The organism is Luteibacter sp. 9133, assembly GCF_000800155.1.
GTDB classification, from domain to species: Bacteria; Pseudomonadota; Gammaproteobacteria; order Xanthomonadales; family Rhodanobacteraceae; genus Luteibacter; species Luteibacter mycovicinus.
This window is the reverse complement of record NZ_JUHO01000001.1, coordinates 1,224,059-1,237,064: the sequence shown is the minus strand read 5'-3', so window position 1 is coordinate 1,237,064 and position 13,006 is coordinate 1,224,059. Positions and strand designations below refer to the sequence as shown.

The window sequence follows — 13,006 nt, the reverse complement described above, 5'->3', positions numbered from 1 at the left end:
CCATGCCTGCGGGCAAGGATCCAAGCCCGACCATGCGCCACGCCCTGCTCTTCCTGCTCGCCCTCTGTGTCGTTCCCATGGCCCGCGCCGGCATCGTCGATGCACCGGCCGCGGATCTCGATATCTCCCTGATGACCTACGGGCCGGGCGACATCTACTGGGAACGGTTCGGACACGACGCACTGGAGATCCGCGACCGCGTCAGTGGCGAAGCGATCGCGTTCAACTACGGCGTCTTCGACTTCGATCAGAAGGGCTTCATCCTCAACTTCGCGCGCGGCATCATGGCCTACCGCATGGATGCCGAGACCACGCAGTCCGATGTGGAGTTCTACGCGGGCGAAGGGCGCTATGTGCACCGCCAGCACCTGAGCCTGGATATCGCACAGAAAGACGCACTGCGCCGGTTCATGCTGTGGAACATCCGCCCGGAGAACGCGGGCTATCACTACGACTACTACACGGACAACTGCACGACACGCGTGCGCGACGCACTCGACACGGCACTCGGCGGCGCGCTTGGCCGCCAGCTGGGCTCCTGGGGCGGCGACATGACCTACCGCGAGCACACCTCGCGGCTGATGAGCAACCAGACCTGGCTGATGCTCGGCATGGACCTGGGCCTCGGGCCGTACGCCGACCAGCCGATGACCGCCTGGAAGGAAGCTTTCCTGCCGATGGAGCTCGAGGCCGAACTGCGTCGTGTGCGCATCGGCAACGGCGCGACCGAACGTCCTCTCGTCGACGGCGAGGAAATCCTCGCGACGGGCCAACTACTGCCGCCGCCATTCGAGGCCCCAGACCTCCGCTGGCCCCTGCTGATCGCAGGGCTGCTCCTTGCGATTCCACTGGCGCTGCCCGCGTTCACGCGGCATCGCGAGGCCCGGTTCACGTTCGTGATCGCCGGCACTTTGTTCAGCGTCTTCGCTGGCGTGGCCGGTCTGTTCATGATCGGACTGTGGGCCTTCACATTGCACCGCTCGGCCTGGGGCAATTTCAATCTGCTTGCCTACCAGCCGCTGGCGTTTCTACTGATACCCGGCATCTGGCGCCTGCGTCGCGCCGGTCGCCCGATGGGGCGTTTCAGCACACGCATCGCAGCAATCTCGTTCGCCGCCTGCATCATCGGTCTGCTGCTACATCTATGGCCCGATTTCCCGCAGCGCAACATGCCCTGGCTGCTTTTCGCACTGCCCTGCTGGGCCGCGTTGTTCGCCACATTCGGCCGTCGCCACGACTGACACTCCCTCTTTCGGGTAATTGACGCCACCGCGTCAAAGCACGCAAATAGACGGCTAATTCCAGACGAAGCCCAGGGCATGAACGCACCCTGACGAGGCTTCGCCGCACGCGGTTGTGCGACGCAGGTCACGGACATCCCCCTCCCTGACTCTGACGGCCGTCGGTCACCGATTTCGTGCATGGCGAAAACGCGAAGTCCATCGCAAGAACGCGTTCCGCACGAAACGGACGGCTGCGTATGGTCGGTCATGACTGTCAGGATGTCACACTTGCCCGTCACGCTCGGGCCAGGTTTACGCAACTGCGGGTGGACGATGTCATGACCTATGTATCCACGTATAAACCCCGGCACGGAAGGAATTTGCGTTAGCGATGACGCGACTCACGTCGCGCATCGAATTGACTGACAAATAGCCGCAGCGCAACCCGAGGGTGCGTTTGCTTTCCCGCCACCTGCGCGCTTCCCCGACGCGTTTGACCAGCGGTATTCATGAATCTCAAACCGAGCGACCTGCCCCTACTCGTCTCTCTCGACATGCTGCTGGAGGAACGTAACGTCACCCGCGCGGCGTCGAAGCTTCACGTGAGCCAGCCTGCGCTTTCCGCGCAACTGGCGAGGCTTCGCCGCCTGTTCAACGATCCACTGCTCGTTCCGTCCGAAACGGGTCGCGGCATGGTGCCTACGCCCAAAGCCGAAGAAATGGCTGCGCCGCTGCGCGACGCGCTTTCACAACTCGGCACGCTGGCCGACCCGGGCGGTGTCTTCGATCCCGTGCGGGATGCGGCCACGTTTCGTATCGCCGGCTCGACCAGCGCCGTGGGGACCTTCGCGCTTCCCCTCATTCAGTCCTTTCAGGAAAAAGGCAACCGTGCCCTCAAAGTGGCGTTCCGCGCGGGATACGAAGACCAGGACGTGCTCGGCCTGTTCGAAAGCGGCGAGATCGACATCCTGCTCGTTCCGAACGAGGACGTACCCAGCTCGCTGAAAATGCGCCAGCTGATGGCCGACGAGTTCGTCATGGTGCAGCGTGCGGGGCACCCGCGTGGCACGCACCGTCTCTCCGTCGAGGAATACTGCTCGCTAAGCCACATGGTGGTTTCCTCCTCGGGCCGCCTCGAAGGTCTGCTGGACCAGCACCTGAAGCAACGGGGCCTGACGCGCGACGTCCTGGTCTCCGCATCCAACGGCGAAAGCATCGGCCCCATGCTCAATGCGACCGATCTCGTCTGCACGGTGCCGCAGAGCATGTTCGATTCGCTCGGCGCGGGTATCGAAGCTTACGCATTGCCTTTCGACATCCCCGACACCGCGCTGGCGATGGCCTGGCACAGCCGGCTCGACAAGCAACCGGCCCACCGATGGCTACGCGAGGAACTCACGCGCATCAGCCGTGGACTGCATCCCACGCGGCATACGGGCGGCCAGATCTATCCCTTCCCTCCACTGGAGCATCTCCGTGACGGATACCACTGATCACCTGCTGGAACCGCTGGACGCCGAAGCGCCATGCGGCCCCAATCTCGAATACGACGCCGCCTTCCTCACGCTGGAAAGCCTGGCGGCACCCCGGCCGGAGCGCGCGATCGGCGATACCGTGAAGCAGGCCGAGGAACCCGACTGGCGCGACGTCGCGCGACAGGCCGAACAGGTCGCCGGGCGTACGCACGATCTGCGGGTCGCCGTTCACCTGGGCAACGCACGGCTGAAGACCGCCGGTGTCGTAGCCTGGGCGGCGAGCATCGGCCTCATCGCCGGGTTGCTTCAGCGCTACTGGGACGACGTGCACCCGCGCCTCGACGGCGACGATCCGACCGAGCGGATCAATGCGCTCGCGTCGCTGTCGGCGGTGGATGGCACCGCTGGCTATCTGCGCGGTACCCCACTCCTGCGCGCCGAACGCATCGGAGCATTCTCCCTGCGCGACCTGCGTCTGCTCAACGGAACGCTGAAGCCGGGCGACGCACCGACGGCGGACGACGGGGCGGTCTCGCAGGAGATCGTCGACGCCGTCGTGCAGCACGTCGACATCGCGGAACTGCTGGCGACGGACGCCGCGATTGCTGAGGCCGTCTCACAGGTACAGGCGATCGGACACGTGTTCGAGATGCGCACGCCAGGTGCCGGCCCCGACCTCGACACGCTCGAACGCGACCTGCGTGAGTTGCATCTGTTCCTGCGTGCACAGGTCGCGTCGCGTGCACCGGAAGCCCTTGCCAGCCAGGACGCGGAGGCCGCGGGAGAAGGCGACGCCATCCGTCCGGAGACGGAGCATGTCGCCGCACGCGGTCCCGTGCGCAACACCGACGACGTACTACGGATGCTCGAAGAGATCTGCGCGTGGTATGCGCGGCACGAGCCGTCGAGTCCCGTACCGCCTTTACTCCGCCGCGCCAGTCGCCTGGTGGGACTGAGTTTCGCGGAATTGCTGCGGACGCTCGCGCCGGGTGGCCTGTCCGAATTCCAGTCGCTGGCGGGGGACGACGAAAACCCGTGACGTGTGTGGACCCGGCGTCAGAATGGCGGAAACAGCAGCAGCCAGACGACCGCTCCAGCACCCACGACCCCCGCGCCCACCCACCAGGCGATGCCGCGCAGACTTCGCCGCGAGCGCACCATCGCGCGGCGCGTCGGCATGTCGCGAACGGCGCGGATGCTCAGGGACGTCGCCGCGGCGGGGCGGCGCAACGTATGCGATGCCGTGCCCTCCTGCCGCAACGTCGCATTGAGCAGCGCACGGCGCCGACGACGATACTCAGGCGTATCGATACGCGCCGCACTGTGGGCGTCGTTGAGGTCGCTCAGCTCGCGATTGACGCTCCGCTCCCATGCCGTCATTTGATGTCCCTCACCAGCCGGAAGCCGACATCCCGTTCCGGCGAGCCGTTGCTCGGGCGCACGCTGGCGACGGAACAGACCGCCGGACCGCTTCGGAAACTGCCACCATGCACCACCAGCGCGTCGCCGCGGGTCACCCATTCCCAGACACTACCGGTCATATCGATCAGTCCCCATGGATTGACGATGCCCTTGCTGGTCAGTTCGTCGCTGCGCATCAGCCGTCCCAGGCCCGATGACGAAGCGCCGCAGTTGGATTCCTTCGCATCCCAGTTCTCGCCCGCCCGCGCGGCCAGCAGCCACTCGTCTTCGCTAGGCAGGCGATACACGTGCCCGCTGACCTGCGACAGCCACGCCGCATAGCGGCGGGCGAAGGCCGCGTCGATCGAGCGCGCGGGATCGGTCAGCGGGTTGTCCTTCTTGATCGCGCACGTCCGCGTGGCACGGCAGAACTGGTCGAGATCGGCGATGTGTACCTCGGTACGCATCATCGCGAACGGCTTGCGGCCACGAGGTACGACGACCATGGCCGGGCCGTGGGCGCCGGCGGAAAACGTGTCGAAACATTCGCGCCCGCTGCCAGCCAGCCCGCGCAGTGCGCATGGATCGGCGACCGGCGCCACCGTCCGCAGTTTCTTCACCACATTGGCCAGCGAGCCGTCCGGAAGCGCTTTCGACGCGGCCATGGCCGCTTCCAGATTCTTAAGGCCTTCCGGGTCGTCCTTGGCCACCGCTTCGACCCGCTTACGCAATCCGTCCTGATCGGCCGCCGTGACGGTCGGCGCTCTGGCAGCCGTCATCACCGCGAGCGCCAGCTGGTAGCGATTGTTCGCGGCGGCCAGGTCGGCGCGCCCCGGAAGCTGGGTAACGCCCGCGGCGATACGATCGGCCGCTTCTTTCCAATGCCCGGCGGCGCAGGCGGCACGGGCCGCCCCCAGATAGGCGTGCGCCAGCAGATCGGCGGCTTCGTCGTTCACGCTTCCCGTGCCGTCCTGCGTCGCGCGGAGCTGGCGAAAGCTGTCGCTGGCCTTGTCGAGATCCCCTGCCGCGGAAGCGCGTCGCAGCGACTCCAGCCTCGACGCCTGCTCGGCGGCGCGGATATCAGGCGACGTGGGCGGTGGCGCCGCGGTCGACGCCGGTGCGACCGCGGCGAGTTTCAGTTTCAGCTCCGGGCTGGAAAGCAAGGGGCTCGCGGGATCGATGGCGCGGATTCTGCTCAGGATGGCCGGTACCGCGTCGTCGCTCGTGCCGGTAAGCCGATTGGCCAGCATGGCCTGGCTCAGTGACGTATCCAGTCGATTGAGCGCGTCGTCGCGTTCGTGCGCCACCTCTTCGCGGCGACGGTCCAGACGCGGTGCGAAGGTCTTCAGTTCACCGCGCAGACGGAACGCTTCCTGAGCCCCCGCGTAGTCGTAGCGGCCATGCGCGGGATCCCAGTCGTTCGCCACCAGCCGGACAAGGAAACCGTCGATGGCGTCCGCACCGTCGACCACGACACGCCGACGCTCGTCGCCATCGAGCGCCGCCAGGGCGACGCGTGCATCGTCTTCGTTGCGGAAACCGTCCGCCTGACCGGGACCGAAACGCCGCAATGTGTCGACGACATGCTGCTGGTGGATCCGCATCGCGCCATACCAGGCGAAGCCTACCGCGACCACCGTGAGCAACACCGCCCCGGCGAGCCACGGCGTCGCGCGTTCGCGCCAGCGCCGCTTGCGCAGGCCGGCCAGAAGGTCGCCGATGTCGCGCGTGCGCTTATCCGCCGTAAACGCCAGTCCATCGCAGAGCGCCTTGTACTGGCGCTTGTCCAGTCCCGGTACCGCGGGCGGACGACGCCCCGCGTTCATGGCTTCTTCCGCGCTTTCCTTGTCGAAAGGGTGGCGCCCGGTGAGCAGTTCGACCACGACACAGGCGAACGCATACACATCGTCGCCGGGCGTCGGCGACCTACCCTGGAGCATCTCCAGGCTGGCGTATGCGGGGGTCATCGCACCCAGCGTGCCAGCATCGAAAACGGTGCGGTCGTCGGCCGCTTCGAGGCCGATCTGACCCGCGCGCGCGATGCCGAAGTCGAAGACCTTGGCAACGCCGGATGGCGTGATCATCACGTTACCCGGCTTGAAATCCGAATGCACGATACCCGCCGCGTGCGCGCGGGACAGCGCTTCGCCCATACCGTCGATCAGGGGCCACGCCTGATCGAACGGCATACCGTCACGCGCGCGCGAGCGGATGACCGTGCGCAGGTCGTCGCCCTCGACGTACTCCATCGTCATGAAGACGTTACTGCCGTCCTTGTCGAAGTCGTACACACGGACGATGTGGTCGTTGCCCAGATGCTGCGCACGGCGCGACTCGCGTTGCAAGGCGATCAGTGCGTCCGGATGCTTGCGGAATTCGTCGTTGAGCACCTTGATCGCGACATACGGATCGCGGTCGCGTGCTTCGACCTTGCGCTCGTCGCGCGCCAGGTACACCACGCCCATCCCGCCACGCCCGAGTTCGCGCTCCATGAGGAAGCGACCCTTGAGCAGGCTGCCGACGGCGATGCGCTCGCCTTCGGCCATGCCGGACATGCGGCGCCAGGTATCGCCGGTGCCCTGCGATGCGGATGCCGTCGTGGCTGCGGACGATGCCGCGCCGTCACCGGCCTGGGTATGCAGCGGCTTGAACACCGTCGCATCATCGTCATCGTCCGCACGGGGCGGTGTCGACGGCGACAACGGCAGCACGCGGGTTTCGTCGTCGCCAGGATGCTGCGTCATGGGTGCGACTCCTCGTAATCGTCCAGTCGTATCGCCACGGCGGATACGTTGTCCCTGCCGGCGCGATTCAATGCCGTACCGACCAGCGCATCGATCAGGCCGGCCGGGTCGGAATGACGCCGGCAGTGCACCTCGATCTCCGCATCGGTCAGCTCCTTGTTGATGCCGTCCGAACACAGCACGAAACACGTGCCCGGACGGCGCGGATGGACGACCCAGTCCACAAACAGGTGATCTTCCGCGCCGACCGCGCGCGTCAGTGCACCGGCGTTTTTCTGCGCCGTCTGTGCGCCGAACCGTGTCTCGTCGGCGCGGTCGCCGTGCACGTGGTCGTGGGTCACCTGCCACAGACGTCCGTCTTCAAACGCGTACGCCCGGCTGTCGCCGACCCAGCCGACCACCACCAGATCGCGCGTATGTACGAGCACCACCACCGTCGAGGCGACGGCGTCCACGCGCCTGTCGCTGGCGAGCGCGCGCAGACGCTGATTGATGCGCAGCAGTTCGTCTTCGACCGCGTCCATCGTGTCGGTCACGTCGTGCGCGAGAGGCAACGCGCGCAGCCGCTCGGTGATCAGCGAACTGGCGACGTCGCCGGCGCTGTGGCCGCCCAGTCCATCGGCGACGGCCCAGAGGCCACGTTCTTCGGCGACGAGGATCGCGTCCTCGTTGTGACGACGCACATGGCCGGTCTCCGTCCGGCCGGCGGATACATAGGGCATGCTCACGCGAAAGGCTCCAGGCGGTCGACGCCGAGCAGGCGCAGGTAATCGGGAACACCGGGAAGAGCCGACATGGCGATGCCGTCACCGGGAACATCGTCCCGCCACCAGAGACTTCGCGTGTGGTCGGGCATGCGGGGCAGATCGTGCGGGCCCGCGACCGGCTCGGGAAGCATGGCGACCACCGCGTCGAAGATCGACACGCTGACCGCATCACGCGAGCGCTCCATCGCGGCGTCGAGCGCGTGGAACCACGCGGGACGAGGCGGCCGCGGCCATCCGTTCTGTCCGCGCGGCACGGGGGCGCCGAGCATCAGCGGGAACGGCCGGTCGACGCGGTCGTGCGAAGACGCGATAACACCGGCCCACGCCAGCGGCCCGCATACGTGTGCGGCCAGAACGAATCGCCAGCATGGCGCCGCGCCGAAGCGGTCCTTCCAGCCCTCGCCCAGCGCCTCGGCGATACCGGCCAGTGAAGCCTGCATGGCGGTATCCCAGCGATCCACGAAGCCGACCGGCAGACGGCGCTGCACGAAATCTCCCGCGCAGGGCAGCTTGCCGTGGAAACCTACAAGTACCCGCGTCATGTCGGACACCGGAAGCGGCGCACGCTGGTGTCGCCGAACGGATTGCGCAAGCTGGACGCCTCGATGTCGACATTGGCCCGCACGCTGCCGAAGCCGAAGCTGGCACCGAAGCGGGTCTCCGTACGCCGCTGGAGCGACGCGGCATCGAGTGCGTGGAACCAGCCCCACTCGCCGGGGTACTCCAGGACCGGCAGCGGATTGCCGGCGGTGTCCCAGGCGCTGACGCGCGTGCTTCCCGGCGTCGGGCCCGGCCAGCGCATCGCGACCGGCGCGCTGTCCTCGCCCGCCTTGTACTCGAACTTCTGGCCGTCGATCTCCACCAGCAGGCGACCGATACCGGCCGGCGGCGTCGTGATCGACAGCGTGAAGCCGACCTGTGGCGCGGGGCCGTCGCGGAAATACGCCTGCCGGATCGCGTCGGCGAGCTGCGCCTGCGCCAGCACGGCACCGCCGGAGCGGGCACCATCCGCGTCGCGGAACGTCCATGTGCCGCCACTGCTGTCGACCGCGCGCGAGAGCGTCTGCTTGAAGAAGGTGTCGAAGCGCCCCCCGTTGCCGAACAGCTCGGCAAAGTTCTGCACCGGGATGTCGGATCGGCTCTCTGCCGCGAACGGATAGCGCCCCTGCACGAAGCGTGAGCAATCCCCGCCCGCCGCCTGACGGAACCCATCGGCAAGCGCGCCGTCGGCGCCTTTGCTCACCAGGCTCTGGCTCGAACCGACGAGACTGCCCAGCCACGTCGAGAGCGGCGGAGGCAACTGACCGGCCTCCTGCCGCGCCACCGCCAGAGCGGGGTCGGGTTGTCCGAAGGTGTCCACGCCCGGCCGCAGCGTCAGCAACGTCTTGCTCATCTGGTCCAGCACACCGAGCACGCGATCCACCGGCATGCTGCCGGGCGTGCCATCGGTCAGCTGATTGAGCGTGGCGAAATGATCGGAAATGGTCGCGTCGGGACGTTGAACGGTCGCACGCTCGGCCGGTGCGCTGCCTTCGGCGATCACGCGCGCAATCTCGCTGCGACTCTTCACCCGGTCGACCACCCGGCGTTCGGCCACCGTCGCCACCTTGCCGCCGCCGTCCGGTGCGGCCTGGCGCAGCAGATCGCTGGTATTGTCGCGGACCAGCATCAGCAAGGCCTTCAGCGGCGACCCCGGCCCGGCCAGGCGTGCCGCCACACCACTGGCTTCCTGTACGTTGGTCACCGGCTGCAACTGCAGGTCGCCGATGAGTTCGTCCCACGCACGGATGTAGTCGGCGACGTATAGCGTCTGCACCTGAGCGACGAGCGAGGCACGACGCAGGGGATCCGCCGTCGTCGCACCGAACACCCAGTCATCCTTCACGAAACGATCCACCGCTTTCGCGATCCCGCCCTGCGTGCCCAGCGCGGCACTGCCGCCCTCCTGCACGAGGTTGGCGAACACGGGGCGCGTGTAGAGCGCCGGCAGCGGCCTGGCCAGGGGCGCACCGCTACGGCGACGAAATACATTGCCAAGCAGCCCGAGTGTGCGATCCAGGCGTACCGGCATGTCCTGACGCGTCTCACTGTCGAGCTTCAGACCGCCGTAGATCAGCGTCGCCAGGTCCGCCGCGCGCAACGAGGCACGCGCCGCTTCCACCAGCGCGACGTCGACAGGCAAGCTGCGCAGCCCGTCGTGCCCGTCGAACAGCAGACGGAAGTGTCCTTCGAGCGCATCCGCCAGCCCGTCCTCATCCGGGAATACCTCACGCCAGCGCTCGCGTGCCAGCAACGACAGCGCTTCGCCATCGCGGTGCTCCGGCTGGCCCAGCATGAGGTAGCCCTTCAGCACGTAATAGAGTCGCTGCGGATCGCCCGCCGCATCGCGCAGGCCGTCACGGAACTGCAGCGCCAGCCCCGGTACGACGCTCGCATTGATCTCGCGCACGTGCGCGGCACGCACTTCATCGAACAACGCGTCGCCCTGGAACAGGCCGAAGCGCATCGACCACGGCCGTTCCGCGCGTACCTGCGCCGCCACCTGTTCGGTGCGGCCAAGTGGATCGAGCCTCTGCAGCGCCTGCGCATCGTACTGACGCAACGACGACGGCACCGGCACGCGCGAGTCGTCCGGATAATCACGCAAGGCCTCGTCGACACGGGCGACAAAATCCGCGTTGCGCGCGGCGCTCGTGAACATGCCGATCAGCAAGCCGGCCGTCAGCACGGCAATCGCCGCGATGGCCCCCGCTTCGGCCAGGCGGCGACGGCGCAGCCGCTGCGGGTCCGACCCTGCGAAACCCGCCTCGGGAAGAATCACGTCGTTGAGCAGTCGTTCGACGAAGAAGGTACGCCGTGGCGAACGCGTGGTGCCCTGAACCGACGAACGAATACCGAACGAATGACCGACCACCGAAAGCACACGATCGATCGGCGTGCCCTCCTGGGTGCCGGACGTCAGGTACATGCCACGCAGCACGGGTGCACGCCCGTAGGCATGACTGCCGAAGATGGCGGCGGCCAGCGGCACGGCCAGTTCGCGCAGGTGACGCAACTGTTGCGGGAAGGAAAGGATCCTCGCGCGACGGCGCACGTCGCGTTCGGCGTGCATGCGTTCGATCGTCCCCGCATCGATGCGCTCCAGCAGCGCATCGAACTCGCCGCCGAGCAGCGACGAGGCACCGCCGTCGAGGCTGCGCTCCGGCGTGAACGTCACACCCCACACCTGCGCGCGTCCCGCGGCATCCAGCGTGTCGACCGCTTCGAGGAAGCCGGCGACCAGATCGACCTTGGTGAAGACCAGATAGACCGGCAAGGTCACGCCCAGCCAGTTGCCCAGTTCGTCCAGACGCTCGCGCAGCGTGTCGGCGAGACGTTGCCGCCCCGCCACGTCCATCGTCAGGAGTTCGGTGACACTGACCGTGAGCAGTACGCCGTTGACCGGGCGACGACGACGGTACCGGCTCAGCAGACGCAGGAAATCGTGCCACGCCGGTGCATCCACGCCGGGATCGGAATCCTGTGTGGTGTAGCGGCCGGCGGTGTCGAGGAACACCGCCTGATCGGTGAACCACCAGTCGCACTGGCGTGTACCGCCGACGCCGGCCAGGGACTGCTTGCCCGCCGTGCTGGCCAGGGGAAAGTCGAGCCCGGAATGCTCGAGCAAGGTGCTCTTGCCGGATCCCGGCGCACCGATCACGACGTACCAGGGCAGGTCTTCCAGCTTGCCGCCACCCTCGCGGCGCTTGCGCAGCACGGCGAGCGCGTCGAGGAAGCGCGCACGCAGACCGTCCCGCTCCGCCTGGATGCGGGCGTCGACGTCCTTGCGTCGCGCGTCGTCTTCGCCGGCCAGCGCATCGCCCATGCGCCGGTCGCGACGCCGCGCCAGCCATTGGCGCAGCAACACCGCGCCGATCCAGATCGCCGCCACGGCGGCGATCGCGATGACGCGTGCGGCCACGCTGGCGAGCGGCTGGCGATCGCCGATTCCCAGATAGGGTCCGCCGAAGGCGATCAACAGCGCGCAGAGCAGGATGCCGATCGCCGTGCGCAGCCACACGTGACGGAACATGTCGTTGAAACGTTTCATCCGGCCTCCGGAACGAAGAGAATCTCGACCCGGCGATTGCGCGCGCGGTTGGCCGGCAGGTTCGCCGGCGTGGCGATGGGCTGCGAGGCGCCCGCCCCACTGGCCTCCACGCGTCGCGGATCGTCCAGCTGCTTCGTCAGCAGCGCGCTGACGTTGCGTGCACGTGCCGCGGAGAGTTCGAAGTTGTCCTTGAATCGCAGCGAGCGGATGGGCTGGTCGTCGGTGTGCCCCACGACGATGATCCGGCCATGCACCCGGTTCAGCGCCCTGGCGACGCGCTCCAGCATCGCCGCGTGTGTGGGCGCCACATCGGCGCCTCCCGAGGGGAACATTTCCGAGGCGGCCAGGCGGATCGTCGCCTGGCCGTCGGGTTTCTCTTCGACGGAAAGCGCACCACTGCGCGCGTCATCGGCCAGCAACTGACGCAAGCTCACCGCCTGCGGCTTCGGTGGCGCGGCCGCCACGGGCAACGGCACACCACGCAGGCCGATCGCGGCGAGCTTCGCGCTGACCGGCTCGGTACGTCCGTTGAGCCGCGCATGCAGGTAGATCCACGTCCCGCAAAGCAGACACACCGCCACCAGCGCGGCCATCCAGATGGGGATGCCACGCCGTGGCTTCAGTGGACGATCGACACCTTCCCAGCGCGGCGACAGCGCGACGGGCGTCGCCGCGCGATAAGCCATGATCCGCCGGTATACGTCTTCGCGGCGATCGGCGAGGCGCGCCACACCGCCGGGCTCGACGAGGTACTTGCCGCCGAAACCCAGGGCCAGGCACAGATACATCAGCTCCACCAGATCGGCATGTCGGACCATGTCCTGGCACAGCCGGTCGAGGATGGCGAAGAACTTCTCGCCGCCGTAGGTCTCACCGTGAAAGGTCACGAGCAAGGTCTGCCGGCTCCAGCCGGTCTGCTCCCCCCAGGGCGAATCGAGCACCGCCTCGTCGATCATCGTGCACAGCACATAGCGCGCGGCGACCGAGGTCTGCGCGTCGGCACCGGCACGTGTGGCGATCTCTTCGAAGCGCCGGATATAGGCGATGGCGCGATCCCTCAGCAGGCCGGGATCGGGCGCTTCCGCGCTGTTGCGCAGCTGCGCGGCCAGCAGCAGTAACGGATTGGCGGCACGAACGAGCGGATTTCCGCCCGCCGACGGCAGGTCCTGCACGCTGCGCGCAAGGTCACGCTCCGGCTCGTGCTCACGTACCGGTGGGTGGGCTGGTACGTCCTGGCGCGCGGCACTGGCCCGTACCACGGTGGCGTCCGCGTCGCGTTTCGCGTTGCTCTCGTCGTAGTTCATCG

Annotated in this window: 9 protein-coding genes; 3 read left to right on the top strand and 6 right to left on the bottom strand. The window is 67.4% G+C overall.

Translation table 11 applies throughout. The features are described 5' to 3' along the window. The first annotated feature begins 32 nt into the window (after positions 1 to 32). The 3 genes from FA87_RS05305 to tssA all read left to right on the top strand — a co-directional run bounded on the left by FA87_RS05305 (position 33) and on the right by tssA (position 3,737). A complete protein-coding gene (locus FA87_RS05305) occupies positions 33 to 1,241 on the top strand; it encodes a DUF4105 domain-containing protein (RefSeq protein ID WP_043692907.1) in 1,209 nt (402 codons plus the stop codon). A gap of 491 nt (positions 1,242 to 1,732) precedes the next feature. Then, on the top strand, positions 1,733 to 2,716 hold the full coding sequence (locus FA87_RS05300; protein WP_081907554.1) for a LysR family transcriptional regulator: 984 nt from the start codon (positions 1,733 to 1,735) through the stop codon (positions 2,714 to 2,716). Then, entirely contained in the window at positions 2,700 to 3,737 is a 1,038-nt protein-coding gene (gene tssA, locus FA87_RS05295) for a type VI secretion system protein TssA (RefSeq protein WP_051943878.1), read from the top strand. Before FA87_RS05300 ends, tssA begins: the two co-directional genes overlap by 17 nt. A gap of 17 nt (positions 3,738 to 3,754) precedes the next feature. Here tssA and FA87_RS05290 read toward each other — a convergent pair whose 3' ends face one another. Genes FA87_RS05290 through icmH form a run of 6 tightly spaced genes read right to left on the bottom strand, consistent with a single transcriptional unit; the run spans position 3,755 to position 13,004 of the window. Then, the gene (locus FA87_RS05290) at positions 3,755 to 4,078 is read right to left on the bottom strand and encodes a hypothetical protein (protein ID WP_036115023.1); all 324 of its coding nucleotides are present in this window, start codon (positions 4,076 to 4,078) and stop codon (positions 3,755 to 3,757) included. After that, positions 4,075 to 6,843: a bifunctional serine/threonine-protein kinase/formylglycine-generating enzyme family protein gene (locus FA87_RS05285; protein ID WP_052191158.1), complete on the bottom strand. Its 2,769-nt coding sequence runs from the start codon at positions 6,841 to 6,843 to the stop codon at positions 4,075 to 4,077. The genes FA87_RS05290 and FA87_RS05285 overlap by 4 nt, the downstream gene beginning before the upstream one ends. Beyond that, the gene (locus tag FA87_RS05280) at positions 6,840 to 7,571 is read right to left on the bottom strand and encodes a PP2C family serine/threonine-protein phosphatase (RefSeq protein WP_036115027.1); all 732 of its coding nucleotides are present in this window, start codon (positions 7,569 to 7,571) and stop codon (positions 6,840 to 6,842) included. Before FA87_RS05280 ends, FA87_RS05285 begins: the two co-directional genes overlap by 4 nt. After that, positions 7,568 to 8,152 (bottom strand): type VI secretion system-associated protein TagF, encoded by a 585-nt coding sequence (gene tagF, locus FA87_RS19750; protein WP_052191157.1) that lies wholly within the window; start codon positions 8,150 to 8,152, stop codon positions 7,568 to 7,570. The genes FA87_RS05280 and tagF overlap by 4 nt, the downstream gene beginning before the upstream one ends. After that, the gene (tssM, locus tag FA87_RS05270) at positions 8,149 to 11,700 is read right to left on the bottom strand and encodes a type VI secretion system membrane subunit TssM (RefSeq protein ID WP_052191156.1); all 3,552 of its coding nucleotides are present in this window, start codon (positions 11,698 to 11,700) and stop codon (positions 8,149 to 8,151) included. The genes tagF and tssM overlap by 4 nt, the downstream gene beginning before the upstream one ends. After that, positions 11,697 to 13,004 (bottom strand): type IVB secretion system protein IcmH/DotU, encoded by a 1,308-nt coding sequence (gene icmH, locus FA87_RS05265; RefSeq protein ID WP_043692904.1) that lies wholly within the window; start codon positions 13,002 to 13,004, stop codon positions 11,697 to 11,699. The genes tssM and icmH overlap by 4 nt, the downstream gene beginning before the upstream one ends. Positions 13,005 to 13,006: the final 2 nt, after the last annotated feature.